We start from the raw sequence: 18,857 nt of genomic DNA, 5'->3' as shown, positions 1-18,857 counted from the left end.
CCCAGTGGACACAGGAATCGGCAGACGGCGCCGCCGGTCACGGCGGCTGCTCGGCGCCGGCGCGCTCGCTTCGGCGGCCGCGCTGGTGATCGTCACCGGCTCCGCGGCGACGTCGGCGGACGCCCAGCCGCTGCACGCCCAGCCCGCGTCGTGGCTGCCGACGCTCACCCCGATCAAGCACGTCGTGGTGATCTTCGGCGAGAACATCTCGTTCGACCACTACTTCGGCACCTATCCCAAGGCGACCAACGAGAACGGCACCCCGTTCCAGGCCGCGCGCAACACCCCCAAGGTCAACGGCCTGTCCAAGCAGCTCCTGACGGACAACCCGAACGCCTACAACCCCAAGCGGCTCAGCCCGGACCAGGCGCTGACCTGCGACCAGAACCACGGTTACGGCGCGGAGCAGGCGGCCTTCAACGGCGGCAAGATGAACAAGTTCGTCGAGAAGACCGAGACGGACAAGTGCACCGGCCAGCCCGTGCTGTTCGGCGAGCCCGGCCTGGTGATGGACTACTACGACGGCAACACCGTCACCGGCATGTGGAACTACGCGCAGAACTACGCGCTGAGCGACAACTCGTTCAACACCGGGTTCGGACCGTCCACCCCGGGCGCGATCAACCTGATCTCGGGCCAGACGCACGGGATGCAGGCGGTCGACCCGGTCAGCCACGAGCCGACCACGGACGCCTACGTCACCCAGTCGCCGGACGCCAAGGGCGTCGGCACGGTCATCAACGACCCGGACCCGGCGTGGGACGACTGCTCCGACAAGAACCACACCGCCACCGACAACCTCGGCGCGATGCAGGGCCGCAACGTCGGTGACCTGCTCAACTCGCGGCACGTCACGTGGGGCTGGTTCCAGGGCGGCTTCAAGCCGACCGGCACCGCGAACGGGTACGCGGTCTGCGGCGCGAAGCACGCGAACGTGGGCGCCCAGTCCTCCGTGGACTACAGCCCGCACCACGAGCCGTTCCAGTACTACGCGTCGACGGCGAACCCGCACCACCTGGCGCCGTCCTCGGTGCAGGCGATCGGCCAGACCGACCGCGCGAACCACCAGTACGACGTCAGCGACTTCAACGACTCGCTGAAGGCCGGCTCGATGCCCGCGGTGAGCTTCCTCAAGGCGCCCGAGTACCAGGACGGCCACGCGGGGTACTCCGACCCGCTGGACGAGCAGCAGTTCGTCGTCAACGAGATCAACCAGATCCAGAAGTCGCCGGACTGGCGCTCCACCGCCGTCGTGCTGGCCTACGACGACTCGGACGGCTGGTACGACCACGTCAGCTCGCCGATCGTCAACGGCTCGCAGGACGCGTCGCAGGACCAGGCGGTGTGCACCGGCAAGCCGACCACACAGGGCAAGTACGCGGACCGCTGCGGTTACGGCCCGCGCCTGCCACTGATGGTCGTCTCGCCGTACAGCAAGGTGAACTACGTCGACCACACCCGGACCGACCAGACCTCGGTGCTGCAGTTCATCGAGGACAACTGGTTCGCCGGCCGCGTGGGCGACTCCTCGTTCGACAGCCGGGCCGGCGGGCTGTGGAACATGTTCAACTTCTGGTGGCCACAGGCGGGCAAGCTCCCGCTGGACCCGAAGACGGGGGCGGCCGCCCCGGGCGGTCACCACTGACGCGGTAACTGTTCCAGCCGAAGGCCATCGGGCGATTCTTGCCCGGTGGCCTTCGGCCGTCGTGGGGACGACGCCTCGCGGAAAAGGCGTTGGTGAACGGCGCCGGGCGCTGGTAGCAATCCGAGGATGACGAGCCGGACCGAAACGCCACGGCTCCGGCTGCGCCCGTTCACGCCGGACGATGTGGCCGATCTTGCCGCCCTGTACGGCGACCCGGAGGTGATGCGGTTCATCGACGACGGGCGGCCGGTGCCGCGCGCGGTCGTCGAGAACTCGACGCTTCCGGCGTTCCTGGCGGAATACCGCGAACTTCCCCCCGGGCAAGGTTGTTTCGCCGCGCAGGAAATCGCCACGGGCCGATTCCTGGGCTGGTTCTCCGCGCGCCCCGCCGTGAGCGCCGGGCTGGACGGCGGCACCGAGGTGGGCTATCGGCTCCGGCCGGCGGTCTGGGGACGCGGTTTCGCGACCGAAGGACTGCGCCTGCTCGTCGACCGGGTTTTCGCCGATCCCGGTGTGGCGCGGGTCGTCGCCACCACGATGACCGTCAACACGCGGTCCCGGCGAGTGCTGGAGAAGGCCGGGCTCACGCTCGTGCGCACCTTCTTCCTCGAGTGGCCGGAATACCTCGAGGGCGCCGAACACGGGGATGTCGAGTACGCGCTGTCCAGACAGGACTGGGCGTGTGACAGAGCGCGACATTAGTCGACACGATAGGGTTCGCCCAGGCACATCCTGTAGAAGGTGAAGGAACGACGAACCATGGCGCAGAAGGTTCACGTCGAGATGGTCGACGACATCGACGGCAGCATCGCCGAGCAGACCGTCCCGTTCAGTCTCGACGGTGTTAGTTACGAGATCGACTTGTCGGAGGACAACGCCGCCGCGCTTCGTGACGAGCTGGCCCGTTACGTGGCCGCCTCCCGCCGCACCGGCGGCCGCAAGGTCCGGATCGCCGCGGGCCAGGCCCCGCGTCCGACGTCGTCCACGGCCGACCGCGAGCGCAACCGGCTCATGCGCGAGTGGGCCGAGGCCAACGGCTTCGCGGTCTCCGACCGCGGCAGGCTGCCGGCCGAGATCGTCAAGGCCTACGAGGAGCGCGAGGAGATCGTCGAGGAGGCCCCGGCGAAGCCCGCCCGCAAGCGTGCGCCGCGCAAGAAGGCGAACGCCTGAACCGCACGGGGAGGGCCCGTCACCGCACCGGCGGTGACGGGCCCTTTCTCTTTGCGCCCGGTCCGGCCGTTTCCGTGACTTGATCGTTGCCGGCCAACCAGGACATCAATGAACTCGCCGCGCAGATCTCGAAGGAGCGCATCGACGACGCCGACTGGATCTTTTGCTCCAGCTACGGCGCGGGCCCTTCTCCCGACGAGAAGGCCGTGATGTCGAGCGGCCTGTGGAACTCGTAAACGTCGCCGAGTCCGCCGCAGCGGCTGCACGCCTTCTGGTCGCGGTCCAGGCCTGAGCCCAGGCACACCGGGCACGTTTTCCGCATGGCAAACCGCTTTCGGCTGGTGGCAGCTGATCGCCGGGAAGCGTCGGCGGCACCGTTCGCCAACGCGAGGTACCCACGGGGTGAGACCGGAACAGCCGCTAAAGGCCCAGCCGGGCGTCGAGGTCGATCTTGCCGCCTGCGGCGTCCAGGATGGCGCTGATCGCTTTGTCTTCCTGGAGGTGGCCGCCGTGCTGGTCGGCGTGGGCGCGCATGAGGTTGCCGACGTGGCGTTCCGGGTTGTTCCAGTGCGGCCAGCGGCGGCGGGCGATGGCGGCGAGCGCCGGGAAGTCCGGGGTGCCCTCCGCGGCCGTGGCGTCGAGCAGCCAGTGCAGGTAGGTGCGCAGCACCGCGACCGGGAAGCTGCCCGGGTGGCTGAGCCCGCCGTGGCCCGGCACGAACGTGCGGACGCCGGGGAACATCTTGTCCATCCACTCCAGCGCGTCGAGCCAGCCCGGCACCGAGCCGTGCACCGCCATCGGCGTCGCGCCGACGGACAGCAGGTCGCCGGTGAACAGGGTGCCGGTCCGGGGCTCGAACAGGACCAGGTCGCCGTCGGTGTGGGCGACGCCGGGGAAGGGCACGATCTCCACGACCACGCCGCCGAGGTTGATCTCCGCGGGCGCCGTCACCGCGTACACCGATTCGGGCGCCGGGGCCTCGAGCGTGCCCCAGTGGCTGCAGCTGAACGCTTCCTCGTTCCGCTGCGGCCCGGCCCGCACGATCGGCACCGCGGCCGGCGCGGCCAGGATCCGGCCGCCGTTGCGCAGCGCGACACCGGCGCCGTTGTGGTGCGTGCCGTGCGCGTGGGTGATCACGAGCGTCAGCGGCATCTCGACCGTGGAGTACTTCCGCACGTCCTTGACCAGGTCGAGCGTGTCGCGCTCGGTGCCGCAGGTGTCCACGAGCAGGACGCCGTCACGGCCCCGGATCCAGCCGCAGTTGGACACCAGCCAATCGCTCGGGCTGCGGACATAGGCGACCACGCTCGGGTCGGAATACCTGAGCGGGACGATGTTGCGCCTGATGGCGGGCATGGAATCCCCCTCGTGGGCCGTGCCGCCGTGATACCGGACCACCGCATGGTAGTGGATCACTGGCCTTCGAATGGTATAGACCAAGTGGGCGTATGTCAGCAGGCCGGGGGATCGCGTTCTCGCTCAGCTTCCCGGTGTGGACGCCCTCGCCCGGCGACCGGGAGCGCTCCCGCTCCGCCCGCCTCGCGTTTCCGGTGATCATCAGGCCCCCGGTTCCCTCTCCCGCACCGCCGGTTCGCGAGGAGGCTACTCCTGCGACGGCGTCGCGGCCCGGACCTGTTAGCCCGTGTGGTCCATGACTTGGCCGGATTTTCGTGGGTAGCGGAGGGATTGTTGACGCGGCTGTGACGATCCGACTACATTGCGGAGCCGTTCAGGCGTCTGGACTTCATTCACGTCCATGAATATCGAGGTGGTGTCGTGCGCCGCTCACGATGGTTGTCCGTGGCACTGGCCGCGGTTCTCGGCGTTTCCGGATTCGCTTTCGCCCCAGGGGTTTCGGCCACGCCCGCCGGGGCGCGTGAGCAGGTCGGCCTCGACGCGGGCTGGCGGTTCGCCCGCGAGGACGTGCCGGGCGCGCAGGCCCCGGGCTTCCCGGACGCCTCGTGGACGGGCGTGGCCGTGCCGCACACCTGGAACAATCTCGACGGCCAGGACGGCGGCGGCGACTACTACCGCGGGACCGGCTGGTACCGGAAGCACTTCACGCCCCCGCCGTCGCTGGCGGGCAAGCAGCTTTGGCTGCAGTTCGACGGCGTCAACACCGTGGCCGACGTCTGGGTGAACGGCGTCCACCTCGGCCGGCATCGCGGCGGCTACGCGACGTTCCGCTTCGACGCCACGAGCGCCCTGCGGACCGGTCGCGACAACGTCATCGCCGTGCGCGTCGACAACTCGAGCCAGCCCGACGTCGCCCCGCTGAGCGCGGATTACACCTTCTTCGGGGGCATCTACCGCGACGTCTCCCTCGTCGGCGTCGACCGGCTCGGCATCCGGATGGACGACTTCGGCGGCCCGGGCGTCTACCTCGCCCAGCGTTCCGTGACGGCGGAGGCGGCGACCATCGACGTCACCACCAAGGCGCGCAACAGCGGGACCGCCGCCCGGCAGGTCCGCGTGCGGACGGTGGTCACCGACGCGAGCGGCAAGGTCGCCGCGACGGTCCTGTCCCCTCCGCGGGAGGTCGCCGCCGGGGCCGACGCCGACGTCACGCAAAGGGTCGAGATCCCGAAGCCGCACCGCTGGCAGGGCAAGGCGGATCCGTACCTGTACCGCGCGACCGCCGAGGTCGTCGACGCGCGCACCGGCCGGGTCACCGACTCCGTCAGCCAGCCGCTGGGCCTTCGAACGTCCACTGTGGACCCTAATGCCGGCTTCTCCCTCAACGGGCAGCACCTGGCCCTGCACGGCGTCAACGCGCACCAGGACCGCCTCGACGAGGGCTGGGCCGTTGCGAACCGGCAGCGCGACCAGGACTTCGACCTGATGGACGAGATGGGCGTCAACGCGCTGCGGACCGCGCACTACCAGCAGTCCCAGCACGTCTACGACCTCGCCGATCAGCGCGGTTACGTGGTCTGGGCGGAGATCCCGCTGGTCAACGGCGTCACCGACAGCGACGCGTTCCGCGCGAACGCCGCGCGGCAGATGTCCGAGCTGATCCGGCAGAACTACAACCACCCGTCGATCGCGTTCTGGGGCATCGGCAACGAGCAGGCGAAGAGCGACGCCGTCACGAACGACCTCCTGCAGGCGCTCGCCGCCCAGGTGAAGGCCGAGGACCCGACGCGGCTGTCCACCTACGCCAACAACCGCGGCGGCCAGGACTCGGTGTCGGACCACGCCGACCTTTCGGCTTACAACAAGTACTTCGGCTGGTACGACCTGTCCGCGCCCGGCCCCGGCCCGTGGACCGACCAGCTGCACGCGGCGGACCCGGGCCGCCGGATCGCGATCAGCGAGTACGGCGCGGGCGGCAGCGTCAACCAGCACGTGGAGAACTCCACGGTGAAGCCTCCGGTCATCCCGTCACGGACGCACCCGGAGGAGTACGAGACGCTGGTCCACGAAAACTCGTGGAAGCAGATCGAAACGCGGCCGTACCTGTGGGGCACGTTCGTCTGGAACATGTTCGACTTCGCCTCGGACGGGCGCGCCGAGGGCGACACGCTCGGCCGTAACGACAAGGGCCTGGTGACCTACGACCGGCAGGTCCGCAAGGACGCGTTCTACTGGTACAAGGCCAACTGGACGACCACGCCGTTCGTCTACCTGACCAGCAGGCGCTGGACCGATCGGACCGCGGCGGCGACCACGGTGAAGGCGTACGGCAACGGCGTCGACACGGTCTCGCTGACGATCAACGGTGTTGCCGTGGGCAGTCCGAAGCCTTCCGCGGATCACATCTACACGTGGCCGGTCACCCTCGTCCCGGGGGCGAACGTGGTGAAGGTGACCGGTGTACGCGGTGGTCACGCGTACACGGACACGGTCACCTGGACGCTGGCCCAGCCCGAGTAGGCGGCTTTCGGCTCATTCGCAGTCGAGGCCGGTGAGCTTGGTGATGAGCCGCTCGGCGATGTCCGGCGGCCAGCGGAAGGCGGGCGACACCGCTCGCTGGTGGGCCAGCCCGTGCAGGCCGAGCCACAGGGCGACCGCATCGGCGGACGGATCCGTGCTGGTGATCAGGCCGGCGTCGGCGCAGGCGGCGAGGGCCTCGGCGAGCAACTCCATGCTCGCCTGGCCGAGCGTGGCCAGGTCGTCTTCGGACACGGAGCTTTCGCCCAGATTCGGCTTCCAGAACCCGCCGAACATCGTGCGGTAGCGCCCGGGATGGGCGGCGGCGAACTCCAGGTAACCGTCGCAGACGGCGAACAACCGGCTTCGGGGGTCCTCGCCCGCGGCGGCCACGTCGGCGCGCAACCGGTCGTCCAGCTCGGCGAAGGCGCTCCGCGTCACGGCCAGCATGATGGCGGCCTGATCGGGGAAGTGACGGTAGATCGAAGGCGCGGCGATCCCGGCGCGACGGGCGACCGACCGCAGGCTGATGGCGCTGTCGTCGCCGGTCTCGTCGAGCAGCCCGGCCGCCGCCGCCACGATCTCGTCGCGCAGTTTGGCGCCTTCTCCGCGGCGGTTGCGGGCACGAGGGTGCGTCGCCGGGTCCTCGCTCATGCCGTCAGCTTACTGCACAAAACTTACACCTGTTACCTCTTGCGCCGACTCGACTAACGGTCGTAACCTTACGACCGTAACCACAGGCGGAGAGGACTGATCCTGATGAACCACAAGCTCCTGAACGTCATCGGCGTCGTGGCGCTGAGCGCGGCGGCGGCGCTGTCCGCGCAGTCGCCGGCGATGGCCGGGGAAGCGCGGCCCGGGCCCCACGAGGAATGCCGGGGCGTGACCGTCGACGAGAACGCCCCGGTGATCAGCCGGGCCAGCGTTTTCATCCAGGCGCCGCTGTGGGAGGTGTGGCGCCTGCACACCGACGTCGACCACTGGGCGAAGTGGATCCCGGAGATCACCCCGGCGCACAAGGAGACCCCGGGACCACTGCGGCCGGGCTCGGTCTTCGACTGGTCCCCGCAGGGCATGAAGGTCACGTCGACGGTGAAGACGGTCGCGCCCGGCCGGTGCATCGCCTGGGGCGCCCCGGTGAACGGCATCACCGGCGTACACCTGTGGACCTTCAAACCGGCCAAGGGCGGCGTGGTGGCGACCACCGAAGAGTCCTGGGCCGGCCCGCCCGTCGACGCCGACGTCCCCGGCAACCAGAGCAGCTTGGACAAGGGCCTCGGCGACTGGGTCAACCGTCTCAAGGACACCAGCGAGGCGCGGTCCGGTTGTCACTGATTCGGGAGGCCCGTGGTGCGTCAGCTCTCGAGTGTCCAGCGCACGTACCGCATCGTCGGCGTGAACCCGGCCCTCTCGAAAACCCCGGGCGCGGCCGAGCGGTCCGCCGATTCCACGCTCGCGCTGGCGCGGTCGTAACCCTGAGCAGTGGCGGCCCGCAGCGCGTGCCCGATCAACGTGCCGGCGAGGCCCCGCGCCCGGTACCGCGGGAGCGTGCCGACGACCATGAAGTGCGCATCGCGGAGCAGGAAGCTGACCTCGGGCCGGAACGTCTGGTTGGTGATCTTGTTCTGCCACTGGTCCGCCGGCATCGGCGCGTCGCCTAGGCCCGCCTTGAACGATTCGTTCCGAACCCACCGGAAATCCTCGTCGTTCTGCTCGGACCACGGTTCGACCCGGAGCCCGGCGGGGATCGAGGCCTCGACGGGCAGTTCGCCGAGCGGGTGCTCCATGCGCTGGAAGTAGCGGATCGGCGCGAAGCCCTGGGAACGGAGGAGTTCGGCCACGCCGGCGATCTTCTCGGCCTTGTGGATGTCGACCGCGGGCTTCAGCGCCAGGTGGACGCCACCGTCCAGGAGGACTCGATGGACTTCTTCCGCGAACGCCTGGTAGCGGACCTTCAGGTAGCCGACCATGACGTCGCCGTCGAAGGCGGCGAGGCTCGCGCGCTCCGACGCCTTGGCGTCCGCGCCGATGAGCGGCCGCCACATGAGGGGGTTCGATGCTTCGCGCACCCGGCGGACGGTAATCCGCGCGGACTCGTGCTGTCTCCTCGTTTCCCGGCCGGGGGTTCAGGCCTTGAACCCCCGGTGCAGAGCCACCACCCCACCGGTCAGGTCCCGCCACGCCACCCGTGTCCAGCCCGCGCGCTGCAGGTCCGCGGCCAGGGCCGGCTGGGTGGGCCAGGCCAGGATGGAGTCGGCGAGGTAGTCGTACGCCGGGACGTTCGTGCTGAGGGCGCGGGCGATGCGGGGGGCCGCTTTGCGCAGGTAGGTCTGGAACGCCGTCTGCGTGAGGCGGGACGTCGGGTGGCTGTACTCCGCGACGACCACGCGGCCGCCCGGGCGGACGACGCGGCGCATCTCGGCCAGGGCGAGCACGTGGTCGGCCACATTGCGCAGGCCGAAGGAAATCGTTGCGGCGTCGAAGGAATCGTCTTCGAACGGCAGGTCCATCGCGTCGCCGGGGACGAACTCCAGCTCCGGCACACGGCGGCGGGCCACCTGCAGCATGCCGGGGGAGAAGTCGCAGCCCACGACCGATACGCCGGGCGCCGCGAGCGCGCGCGAAGAGGTGCCGGTGCCGGCCGCGACGTCCAGCACGCGCTGGCCCGGCCGCAGCTCCAGCGCCTGCGAGACGGCCCGGCCCCACCGGCCCATCTGCCCCAGCCACAGCACCGACCGCGTCCGGTCGTAGCCCTCGGCGACCTCGTCGAACATGGCCGAGACCTGATTCGCCTGCTTGTCCAGTTCCGCGCGCATAGTGCCGCCCAGCCTAGCCGCTCACTCCGCTGCCCGGACCAGGTTGACGGCCCCGAGGGCGATCGCGTCCGCGCCCCAGCGCGAAAGCCGCACCTCGACCGGTGAGCCGGACAGCAGCGGGTGCGCGGCCAGCGCCGCCAGCATCGGTTTTTCCAGCAGGGCCCACGAATTCGTCACCGAACCCCCGACCACGGCGGTCGCGATGCCCAGCAGCCCGCCCGCGTGCGTGATCGCCTCGCCCAGGAACCGGCCCGCGTCGGTGAAAACCGCGAGAGCCGCTTCGTCACCGGCCAAAGCGGCATCGGCGACCGAAGCGGCGGGCAGCGAGACGCCCGTCGCCTCGGTGTAGCGGCGGGCCAGGGATCGGCCGGACGCGTACGCCTCCAAGTGGCCGGCCACCCCGCAAGTGCACGGCGCGGGCCCGAAGTTCCCGACGTGGCCGATCTCGCCCGCGCCGGTGCCGCCACCGTGCAGCAGCCGGCCGTCCACATACAGGGCGCCGCCGACCCCCGTGCCGAGCGCGACGCCCAGCACGTGCCGTTCCCCCGCGTCCAGCTCGCCGAGCAGGAACGCGTTCACGTCGTTCTCCGTGCGCACCGGCACCCCGCCGAGCCGCGCGGAAAGCCCGGCGTTGACGGCGGTGCCCGCCCAGCCGGTGAACGAGTCGCCGGTCACCACGATCGTGCCGGTGCCCGGGTCGACCACCCCCGCCGCGCCGACGCCGACCCCGGACAGCGCCGACCCGTCGTCCACAAGGGACCGCACCAGCCCGGCGGCGATGTCCAGGATGGCCGGCCCGCCCAGGTGCGCGCCGGAGTCCGCCGTCGCCGAGGCGAGCTTGCGGCCGGCGGAATCGCACAACACGACCAGGGTCTTCGAACCGCCGATGTCCACACCGGCCCAGCGCTCGCTCACGCCGCCGGGTTCACGTCCGGATCGGCCAGCGCCTCGCGCCGGCTGCGCTGCAGCTCCGGGTCCGGCACGGGTGAGGACAGCAGCAATGCCTTGGTGTACGGGTGTTCCGGCGCGCGCAGCACGGTCGCGGCCGGCCCCTGCTCCACCAGCTCGCCCGAGCGCAGCACCGCGACGCGGTCGCACAGGCTGTCCACCACCGCCAGGTCGTGGCTGATGAACAGGCAGCCGAAGCCGAACTCCTCGTGCAGCCGCCGGAACACCTCCAGCACCGCGGCCTGCACCGAGACGTCCAACGCGCTCGTCGGCTCGTCCGCGATGAGCAGCTTCGGCCCCAGCACCAGCGCCCGCGCGAGGCTCACGCGCTGGCGCTGGCCGCCGGACAGCTCGTGGCCGTACCGGGTCATCATGGATTCGGGCAGTTCGACGGCGTCCAGCAGCTCCCGCACCCGCTTCCGCCGCTCCGCGCGCCCGGCCGAGGTGTGCACGGCCAGGGGTTCCGCGACCGTCTGGGCCACCGTCATCCGCGGGTCCAGCGAAGACGCCGGGTCCTGGAACACCGCGCCGATCTGCTGCCGCACCGCCCGCGCGGCGCGCCCGGTGCCGCGCGGCAGCGGACCGCCCAGCACCGCCACGGTCCCGGATTTCGGGGTGACCAGGCCCAGCGCGCAGTTGCCGAGCGTGGTCTTCCCGGACCCGGACTCGCCGACCAGCCCGACGATCTCGCCCGGCGCCACGGTGAGCGAAACCGAGTCGGCCACCCGCCGCCCGCCGTATTCCACGACGATGTCCGACAGCGCGAGCACGGGCCGTTCCGGCGTCGTCTCGGGCTCGGGGTGCACGCCCGCGCCCAGCCGGGGCACCGCCGCCAGCAGTTCACGGGTGTAGTCGGCTTCGGGCGAGCTGAACAGCTGCGTCGTCGGCGCCTGTTCGACCACCTGCCCGGACTTGAGCACCAGCACCCGGTCCGCGACGTCCGCGACCACGCCCATGTTGTGCGTGATCAGCAGGGTCGCCGTGCCCTCGGTGTCGCGGATGTCGCGCAGCAGGTCGAGGATCTGCTGCTGCACCGTGACGTCCAGTGCCGTGGTCGGCTCGTCCGCGATGATCAGCCGTGGCCCGGCCGCGAGCGCGATCGCGATCATCACGCGCTGCCGGAGCCCGCCGGACAGCTCGTGCGGGTACTGCTTCAGCCGCGCCGCCGGGTCCGGCACGCCGACCCGGCCCAGCAGCTCGGCGCACCGGGCGTGGTAGTGCCGGTGCCGTTTCGGTGCCGGGTCGTGGTTGCGGATCGCCTCGGCCAGCTGGAAACCGATGCGCAGCAACGGGTTCAGTGCCGTCATCGGCTCCTGGAACACCATGCCCGCGCCCTGCCCGCGCAGCTTCCGGAGCGCCTCGTCGCGCAGGTCCAGAATGGACTGCCCGTCGAGGACGATCGAGCCGGACACCGTGGCGGACGCGGGCAGCAGCCCCAGCACGGCCAGCGCGGCCGTGCTCTTGCCGGAGCCGGACTCGCCGACCATCGCCACGATTTCGCCCGGCGCCACCGAAAGCGACAGACCGTCGACGGCGGGCGCACCGTCGCCATAGGACACCCGCAGCTCGCGGAGGTCGAGCACCGGCTCGCTCATCGCCGTCCCTTCACCGCGAACGCGTCGCGCAGTCCGTCGCCGAGGAAGTTGATCGCGCACACCACCAGCACGATGGCGACGCCGGGCGGCAGGATCAGCCACCACGCGCCGTCGAAGGTGTAGGTGATGCCCTTGGACAGCATCGCGCCCCAGTCCGTGGCCGGCGCGGGCACGCCGAGGCCGAGGAAGCTCACGTACGCCACGAGCAGGATGGCGTCGGCGATCTGGAACGTCGCGTTCACCGCCACCGTGCCGATCGCGTTGGGGATGATGTGCCGGAAGACCACCCGCGTGCGGCCCGCGCCGAGCACGGTGATCGCGCGGATGTAGTCGCGTTCGCGCAGGCTCACGGTTTCCGCGCGCATCAGCCGCGCCGGGACCAGCCACGAGACGCAGCCGATCAGCAGGGCCAGCACGCCGACGCTCGGCGTCACCAGCGTCGCCGCCACCAGCAGCAGGAACAGCGCGGGAATCGCGACGCCGGTGTCGACCACCCGCATCAGCACCGTGTCGAGCCAGCCGCCGGTGTAGCCGGCGACCGCGCCCCACACCGCGCCGATGGCGGTCGCGATCAGCCCGGCCAGCACCCCGATGATCAGCGACGTCCGCCCGGCGACCATCAGCCGGCCGAGCACGTCGTAACCCAGCTCGTCGGTGCCGAGCGGGTGCCCGCCGCCGGGGGACAGCCGCGCGGACGCGAGGTCGGTGTGCGACTGGTCCGTGCCGTAGAGCAGCGGGCCGAGGAAGCAGAAGAGCACCACCAGCACGAGCAGGATCGCGCCGGCCACGGCCGTGCGCCGGGCCAGCAGTCGCGAAAGGACGGTCATGACCGCGCCCCCTTCACCCGCACACGCGGGTCGATGAGCAGCTGCAGCAGGTCCGCGAGCAGCGAGCCGAGCACCGTCGCGATCGCGATCACCAGCACCACGCCGAGCAGCACCGGGAAGTCGGCATTGCGCGCGGCCGTCCAGAACAGCAGCCCGACGCCGGGGTAGTTGAACATCGACTCCACCACCAGCGAACCGCCGAACACCGTCGGCACGTAGTAGCCGAGCATCGAGACCACCGAGGTCAGCGAGTTGGGCCAGACGTGGCGCCAGACGATCGTGCGCTCCGGCGTGCCCTTCGCCCGCGCCGTGCGGACGTAGTCCTCGGCCAGGTTGTCCAGTGTGGACGCCCGCATGTACCGGCTGAACACGGCGAGCGCGGCGCCCGTCCCGGCCAGGATCGGCAGGACGAGCGAGCCCGGCTGGGAAAGCAGTTCGCCGATCGTCTCGCCTTGCGCCGCCTGCGCCGGGAACCACGGCAGCACCTGCGCGAACAGGATGATCAGCACCAGCGACAGGAAGAACACCGGCGTCGCGTACAGCACGAAGGTGAACGCCGTGGTCACGTGATCGGAAGCCTTGCCGCGGCGGACCGCCTGCCAGACGCCGACCGGCAGGGCCACGAGGATCGCCAGCACCGTGGAGACGACCGTGAGCAGCAGCGTTTTCGGCAGCCGCTCGCCCAGCAGCGTGGTCACGGGCGAGTTCTGCGTATAGGAGTCGCCGAGGTCGCCGTGCAGCAGCCGCACCAGGTAGTCCCAGTACTGCACGGGCAGTGCCTTGTCGAAGCCCTGGGCGGAGTTGAACGCTTCGATTTGCGCCTGCGTGGCCTTCACGCCGAGCACGCCGCGCGCGGGCCCGCCGGGCAGCAGGTGCAGCAGCACGAACGTGACCACGGTGACCAGCAGGACGACGATCACGGCCAGCACCAGCCGGCGGAGGATGTACCGGGTCATCGCTTCACCTCGTCCAGAACCAGCGTTGGGGTGCCAGCCCGGCCAGCGGGTCCTGGCTGATGCCGTGCAACGCGGTGTCGATCGCCGAGACCTGGTACGGCGGGTTGGGCAGCCAGAGCACGGGCAGCTGCTCGGCCAGGTAGGCGCTGTAGTCGAACATCGGCTGGTCGGAGGCCGAAAGGTTCGTCGCGCTCATCAGCTCGTCCGCGTGTTTGTCGCTGTAGCTGCCGAAGTTCGTCCCGGCGCCGGTGGCGAACAGCTGCTCGCCGCTGGGGTTGGCCGGGAAGTACCAGCTGCCCTGCGTGCCGAAGTAGGACAGCTGCCAGGAGCACGAGGCGTCGGACGGCTCGCACGCGGTGCCGTTCGCCAGCACGGTGTTCAGCGGCTGCGCGTTGACCTTCATTTCGACGCCGATCCGGGAGAACTCCGAGCGCAGCTCCTGCATGGTGCCGTCGGTCTCGTCGGAGCCCGATTCGGTCAGCATGGTGAGGGACAGGCGGGTGCCGGCCGCGATGCCCTCGCCGCACAGCCGCGGCGCGGAGCACGCGAGCACCCCGTCGGGGCCGGGTTTCCAGCCGTGGCCGGACAGCAGCTTCCGGGCGGCGTCGAGGTCGAACGGGTACGGGTTGGTCTTTTGCCGCTGTGACAGGTACTTCGTGTCGTTGTCCTGCGGCACCGGGCCGTAGCCCACCCGGGCGGAGCCGCGCCAGATCACCGACGTGATGGCGTCCTGGTCCACCGCGTGCTGCAGCGCCTGGCGCACGTACAGCTGCGCGAACACCTTGCCCAGCCGCGGGTTGTTGAAGTTGTACGGCGAGTACGTGATGGACCAGCCGTTCCACGGCTCGACCCGGTAGCCCTGCGCCTCCAGCTTCGCTCGCTGGCCGAGGTTCGACGTGGGCACGTAGCCGTAGTCGACGCCGCCCGCGCGCAGCACGTTGTACTCGGCCGAGGAACTGGTGAAGGTCAGGAACTTCACCGTGTCCAGCTTCGCGGCGTCCGGGCCGGTGTACTTCGGGTTCTTCGTCAGCGTCACCTCGCCGGTGGCGGTGAACCCCGACAGCGTGAAGGGCCCGTTCACGACCTTCCACAACGGGTTCGTCGCGTACGTGCCGAGGCTTTTGGCCTGGCCCACCAGGAAGTCGAACACCTGCTTGGCGCCGGCCGGGTCGCGGTCGTGGTCGCCGATCGGGCCGCTCGCGCTGGTGCGGTCCCACGCCCGCTGCGGCATCGGGACGACCAGGCTGAGCTGGTTGGCGGTGAACCAGTCCGGGTTGTACGCCTTGTCGAGGGTGAGGGTGAAGGTGTGCTCGTCCACGGCGTGGAAGGCCTTGATGTTGTCCGGCATCAGGCCTTCGGAGTACTTGCCCCAGTTGTCCTTGCCCGCGCGGACCAGGTTGAGCCAGAACTCGACGTCGCGGCTGGTCACCGGGTCGCCGGTGGACCAGGTGAGCGGCTTGAGCGTGATCGTCACCGTCTTGCCGTCGGCCGAGTAGCGCGGCGGGTCGGCGGCGCTGCCGGGGTCGTCGACCGTGACCGAGCCGGAGTTGCCGTCGTAGTTGTACAGCGGCACGAACATCGTGCTCCGGATGACGCCGTTGTAGCTCGCGCCGTAGCCGGGGATCGAGATCGGCATGATCCAGTTCGGGGTCGCCGAAGGCGGCAGCGCGAACCGCGCGGTGCCGCCGGCCCGGGGCGCTCCGGAGCCACCGCCGTGCTGCTCCTGGCTGCCCGCGCAGCCGGACAGTGCGAGCACGGAGGCGAGCGTGACCCCGAGCGCGGTGCGCCACGGGTGTCGAGCCATCGCCATCACTTCCAACACGATTGATGTAAGTCGTAATCCGGGTATTGGGTGGGTTCCTGGTTGCCGTGTAATGTCGCATGGGTACCGGGAAAAGCCAAGAGCTGGTTTCCGGGTCAAGTTTCGGGATAGTTACATCAGATCTGAAGTAAGTAGGTGACGGCCGTGGCCGACGATCCCGCCGGGCTGTTGCGCCTGCTCTGGCTGATCGCGCACGAGCACGCGGTGTCCCGGGTGGACCTGGCGCGGGTGCTCGGGCTGCCGCAGTCCACGATTTCCGTGCGCACGCAGGCGTTGCTGGCCGCGGGGGTGCTCACGGAGCACGGCGAGGGCCGGTCCGCGGGCGGCCGGCGGCCGAAGCTGCTGTCGGTGAACGCCGGGTTCGGCCACGTCTGGGCGGCCGACGTCGGCTCGCGCCACGTCCGCATCGGCGCCCTCGACATCGCGGGCACGCTGCTGCACGTGGACGAGCGGCCGCTGGACATCAACCGTGAGCCGGAAGAGGTCGTGACGGAGTTCGCCGCGGCCGTGCGCGAGGTCGCGGCGGAGGCGGACTGCCCAGGGCGCTCGCTCGGCGTCGGGGTCGCGTTCCCCGGCCCGGTCGACGTCGGCGCGGGCACGATCACGCTGCCGTCCCGGATGCCGGGCTGGCGCGGGTTCGCGGTGCGCGAGGCCCTGCGCGAGCACTTCGAGCAACCCGTGGCCGTGGACAACGACGCGAACCTGCTGGCGCTGGGTGAATCCGTGGCCGGCTCGCCCGGGCGGACGCTGCTCGTGGTCAAGGCGGGCACGGGCATCGGGTCCGGGCTGGTGATGGCCGGGCGGCTCTACCGCGGCCGCGCCGGGGTGGCCGGCGACATCAGCCACGTGCGCGTGCCGGTGGCCGGCGAGCGGCCGTGCACCTGCGGCAACCGCGGCTGCCTGGAGACGGTGGCGAGCGGCGCGGCGCTGGTCGCCCAGCTGCGTGAGCAGGGGGTCGAGGTGGCGAGCACCGCGCAGGTGATGGCCACCGCGGAGGACGGCCACCCGGCGGCGACCACGGCCGTCCGGCGCGCCGGGCTGCAACTGGGCGAGGTGCTGGCCACGGTGGTCAACTTCAGCAATCCGGACGAGGTGCTGCTCGGCGGCGCGCTGTCCGGTTCGGAGGCGTTCATGGCCGCGGTGCGCGGCGCCCTGTACGAACGCTGCCTGCCGCTGGCCACCAGGGAACTGAGGATCGACCGGGTGCGCTTCGGCGCCGACGCGGGGCTGTATGGCGCGGGCGCGCTGGTGCTGGACGAAGTGTTCGACGAAGCGATACGGAGCGGGCGATGACAGTGACAGGGCGGAAACTGCGGGTCGGGATCACGGGGATCGCCATCGAGTCGAGCACGTTCTCGCCGCATCGGTCCACTGTGGACGACTTCCACGTCACGCGGGACGACGAACTGCTGGCGCGGTACGACTTCCTGCGGGAGCGTCCGGAATGGACCGAAGGAGTCGAGTGGGTGCCGCTGGTGCACGCTCGCTCGCTGCCCGGAGGCGCGGTCACCGAGGAGGCGTACGCCGAGCTGTCCGGCGAAATCCTGGAACGGCTGCGGGCGGCGGAAGCCCTCGACGGGTTGTTCTTCGACATCCACGGCGCGATGAGCGTGGTCGGCCGCGTCGACGCCGAGGGGGAGCTGGCGGCGCAGGTGCGCGCGATCGTGGGGCCGGACGTGCTGGTGTCGGCGTCGATGGACCTGCACGGCAATGTCTCGCGCGAGCTGGCCACGGCGCTGGACCTGATCACCTGCTACCGCAAGGCCCCGCACACCGACGCGTGGGACACGCGCGAGCGCGCGGCGCGCAACCTGGTGGCACGGCTGCGTTCCGGCGGGAAGCCGAAAAAGGCGTGGGTGCAGGTGCCGGTGCTGCTGCCGGGGGAGAAGACGAGCACGCGGCTGGAGCCGGCGAAGAGCGTGTACGCCGCGGTGGACGAGGTCGAGGCGCTCGACGGAGTGCTCGACGCGGCCATCTGGGTCGGCTACGCGTGGGCGGACGAGCCGCGCTGCCAGGCCGCCGTCGTCGTCACCGGTGATGACGAGGAGCTGATCACCGCGGAGGCCGCCCGGCTGGCGCAGTCCTATTGGGACGCTCGTCGAGACTTCGCTTTCGTCGCCCCGACCGGCACTCTGCCGGAGTGTCTGGAGCAGGCGGTGAAGTCGGCCGAGCGCCCGTTCTTCCTCAGCGACTCCGGGGACAACCCGACGGCGGGCGGGGCCGGGGACACGTCGTGGACGTTGGACGTGCTGCTGCGGACACCGGCCATTGTGGACTCCGAGCTGATCACCCTGTACGCGGCGATCGTGGACCCGGCCGCCGTGGCCGCCGCCGTCGAAGCCGGGCTCGGCGCGACCGTGACGGTGGAGCTGGGCGGGAAGGTCGACGCCGGCCCGCGCGGCCCGGTGCCGGTGACCGCGCGCGTCGAGGCGGTCGACGACGCCGACCCGGTCGCGGGCACGGCCGTGGCCCTTGCCGTCGGCGGCCTGCGGGTGATCGTGACGGCGCGGCGCAAGCCGTATCACCTGGAGTCGGACTTCCTCGCCCTCGGCCTGCGCCCGCGCGAGGCCGACGTCGTGATCGTCAAGATCGGCTACCTCGAGCCGGAGCTGTACGAGATGGCGGCCGACTGGCTGCTCGCGCTCACGCCCGGCGGCGTCGACCAGGACCTCCTGCGCCTCGGGCACGTCGCGATCGAGCGGCCGATGTTCCCGTTCGACGAGGCGATGGCGGCTCCGGCCCTGCGTCCCGAGCTGCTTTGAGCGAAGCGGCGGTGAGCGCGCCGTACGCGAGGTGGTCCAGCCATTGCGGCCACTGCGGCAGGGCGCGGATCGCGGGGTAACGCCGGGCGGCCACCCCCAGGTCCAGCGCGGCGATCACCGCCCCCGCGGCCAGCCCGTCCGCGACCGAGAGCGGACGGCGCCGGTCCAAGCCGGCGAGCACGGCCGTCCAGCCCGCGGAGACCACGAGGTGCGCGACGGCACCGCCGAGCACGCTCGCCCGGCCGCCGGGCAGCAGCGTGCCCGCCGCCCGCGTGGCCGCCAGCGGGTCACGTCTCGTGAGCAGCGCGTGCACGGTCGACGGCAACCCGGAGACGGTCGCCGCCACGGCCCAAGCCCTGATCACGCGGTGCATTCGCATGACACCGAACGTACTTCAGCGGATGCGGCCTTCGCGGCTTGACATGCAGGCATTTACCTGCCTT

The 18,857-nt window shown here is 70.8% G+C and carries 18 protein-coding genes; 8 read left to right on the top strand and 10 right to left on the bottom strand.

Features of this window, described 5'->3' with window-relative positions; translation table 11 throughout:
* The first annotated feature begins 4 nt into the window (after nucleotides 1-4).
* The 4 genes from BMY97_RS01160 (at nucleotide 5) to BMY97_RS46790 (ending at nucleotide 3,051) form a co-directional block, all read left to right on the top strand.
* Nucleotides 5-1,645: a phospholipase C gene (locus BMY97_RS01160; RefSeq protein ID WP_177231122.1), complete on the top strand. Its 1,641-nt coding sequence runs from the start codon at nucleotides 5-7 to the stop codon at nucleotides 1,643-1,645.
* Between the two features lie 126 nt (nucleotides 1,646-1,771).
* The gene (locus tag BMY97_RS01155; RefSeq protein ID WP_091611160.1) at nucleotides 1,772-2,347 is read left to right on the top strand and encodes a GNAT family N-acetyltransferase; all 576 of its coding nucleotides are present in this window, start codon (nucleotides 1,772-1,774) and stop codon (nucleotides 2,345-2,347) included.
* 57 nt (nucleotides 2,348-2,404) lie between these two features.
* Nucleotides 2,405-2,815, top strand: coding sequence for a histone-like nucleoid-structuring protein Lsr2 (locus tag BMY97_RS01150; RefSeq protein WP_091611158.1), 411 nt, complete (start codon nucleotides 2,405-2,407; stop codon nucleotides 2,813-2,815).
* A gap of 86 nt (nucleotides 2,816-2,901) precedes the next feature.
* Nucleotides 2,902-3,051, top strand: coding sequence for a hypothetical protein (locus BMY97_RS46790; protein WP_177231106.1), 150 nt, complete (start codon nucleotides 2,902-2,904; stop codon nucleotides 3,049-3,051).
* Between the two features lie 184 nt (nucleotides 3,052-3,235).
* On the opposite strand, the gene BMY97_RS01145 is transcribed toward BMY97_RS46790, so the two are convergent.
* A complete protein-coding gene (locus tag BMY97_RS01145; RefSeq protein WP_091612767.1) occupies nucleotides 3,236-4,171 on the bottom strand; it encodes an MBL fold metallo-hydrolase in 936 nt (311 codons plus the stop codon).
* Between the two features lie 420 nt (nucleotides 4,172-4,591).
* Here BMY97_RS01145 and BMY97_RS01140 point away from each other — a divergent pair, with 420 nt between their 5' ends.
* The gene (locus BMY97_RS01140) at nucleotides 4,592-6,691 is read left to right on the top strand and encodes a glycoside hydrolase family 2 protein (RefSeq protein ID WP_218156649.1); all 2,100 of its coding nucleotides are present in this window, start codon (nucleotides 4,592-4,594) and stop codon (nucleotides 6,689-6,691) included.
* A gap of 12 nt (nucleotides 6,692-6,703) precedes the next feature.
* Here the strand turns inward: BMY97_RS01140 and BMY97_RS01135 are convergent, their stop codons facing one another.
* Complete coding sequence (locus tag BMY97_RS01135) at nucleotides 6,704-7,342, bottom strand: TetR/AcrR family transcriptional regulator (protein WP_091611156.1); 639 nt, start codon at nucleotides 7,340-7,342, stop codon at nucleotides 6,704-6,706.
* A 105-nt stretch (nucleotides 7,343-7,447) separates the two neighbouring features.
* On the opposite strand from BMY97_RS01135, the gene BMY97_RS01130 reads away from it, so the two are divergent.
* Complete coding sequence (locus BMY97_RS01130; RefSeq protein WP_091611154.1) at nucleotides 7,448-8,023, top strand: SRPBCC family protein; 576 nt, start codon at nucleotides 7,448-7,450, stop codon at nucleotides 8,021-8,023.
* Between the two features lie 20 nt (nucleotides 8,024-8,043).
* Here BMY97_RS01130 and BMY97_RS01125 read toward each other — a convergent pair whose 3' ends face one another.
* The 7 genes from BMY97_RS01125 to BMY97_RS01095 are packed head-to-tail and all read right to left on the bottom strand — an operon-like array spanning nucleotide 8,044 to nucleotide 15,634.
* Nucleotides 8,044-8,757 carry a GNAT family N-acetyltransferase gene (locus BMY97_RS01125; protein ID WP_245787085.1) on the bottom strand — a complete coding sequence of 238 codons (714 nt, stop codon included), beginning with the start codon at nucleotides 8,755-8,757 and terminating at the stop codon, nucleotides 8,044-8,046.
* Nucleotides 8,758-8,814: 57 nt separating this feature from the next.
* Nucleotides 8,815-9,504 carry a ubiquinone/menaquinone biosynthesis methyltransferase gene (locus BMY97_RS01120; protein WP_091611149.1) on the bottom strand — a complete coding sequence of 230 codons (690 nt, stop codon included), beginning with the start codon at nucleotides 9,502-9,504 and terminating at the stop codon, nucleotides 8,815-8,817.
* Nucleotides 9,505-9,525: 21 nt separating this feature from the next.
* Nucleotides 9,526-10,419, bottom strand: coding sequence for an ROK family protein (locus BMY97_RS01115; RefSeq protein WP_091611147.1), 894 nt, complete (start codon nucleotides 10,417-10,419; stop codon nucleotides 9,526-9,528).
* Nucleotides 10,416-12,047, bottom strand: a complete 1,632-nt coding sequence (locus tag BMY97_RS01110) for a dipeptide ABC transporter ATP-binding protein (RefSeq protein ID WP_091611144.1) — start codon at nucleotides 12,045-12,047, stop codon at nucleotides 10,416-10,418. Before BMY97_RS01110 ends, BMY97_RS01115 begins: the two co-directional genes overlap by 4 nt.
* The gene (locus BMY97_RS01105) at nucleotides 12,044-12,874 is read right to left on the bottom strand and encodes an ABC transporter permease (protein WP_091611142.1); all 831 of its coding nucleotides are present in this window, start codon (nucleotides 12,872-12,874) and stop codon (nucleotides 12,044-12,046) included. The genes BMY97_RS01110 and BMY97_RS01105 overlap by 4 nt, the downstream gene beginning before the upstream one ends.
* Complete coding sequence (locus tag BMY97_RS01100) at nucleotides 12,871-13,830, bottom strand: ABC transporter permease (RefSeq protein ID WP_091611139.1); 960 nt, start codon at nucleotides 13,828-13,830, stop codon at nucleotides 12,871-12,873. The genes BMY97_RS01105 and BMY97_RS01100 overlap by 4 nt, the downstream gene beginning before the upstream one ends.
* A gap of 4 nt (nucleotides 13,831-13,834) precedes the next feature.
* Entirely contained in the window at nucleotides 13,835-15,634 is a 1,800-nt protein-coding gene (locus BMY97_RS01095) for a peptide ABC transporter substrate-binding protein (protein ID WP_091612762.1), read from the bottom strand.
* Nucleotides 15,635-15,796: 162 nt separating this feature from the next.
* On the opposite strand from BMY97_RS01095, the gene BMY97_RS01090 reads away from it, so the two are divergent.
* Nucleotides 15,797-16,945 carry an ROK family transcriptional regulator gene (locus BMY97_RS01090; RefSeq protein WP_091612759.1) on the top strand — a complete coding sequence of 383 codons (1,149 nt, stop codon included), beginning with the start codon at nucleotides 15,797-15,799 and terminating at the stop codon, nucleotides 16,943-16,945.
* On the top strand, nucleotides 16,942-18,414 hold the full coding sequence (locus BMY97_RS01085) for a M81 family metallopeptidase (RefSeq protein ID WP_091611136.1): 1,473 nt from the start codon (nucleotides 16,942-16,944) through the stop codon (nucleotides 18,412-18,414). The genes BMY97_RS01090 and BMY97_RS01085 overlap by 4 nt, the downstream gene beginning before the upstream one ends.
* On the opposite strand, the gene BMY97_RS01080 is transcribed toward BMY97_RS01085, so the two are convergent.
* Nucleotides 18,296-18,793, bottom strand: a complete 498-nt coding sequence (locus tag BMY97_RS01080) for a hypothetical protein (RefSeq protein WP_177231121.1) — start codon at nucleotides 18,791-18,793, stop codon at nucleotides 18,296-18,298. The genes BMY97_RS01085 and BMY97_RS01080 overlap by 119 nt on opposite strands.
* Between the last annotated feature and the right edge of the window lie 64 nt (nucleotides 18,794-18,857).

It is taken from the genome of Amycolatopsis saalfeldensis (genome assembly GCF_900110575.1).
Taxonomy (GTDB): Bacteria; Actinomycetota; Actinomycetes; order Mycobacteriales; family Pseudonocardiaceae; genus Amycolatopsis; species Amycolatopsis saalfeldensis.
The sequence above is the reverse complement of the archived record's forward strand: the minus strand, read 5'-3'. Positions and strand labels throughout refer to the sequence as shown.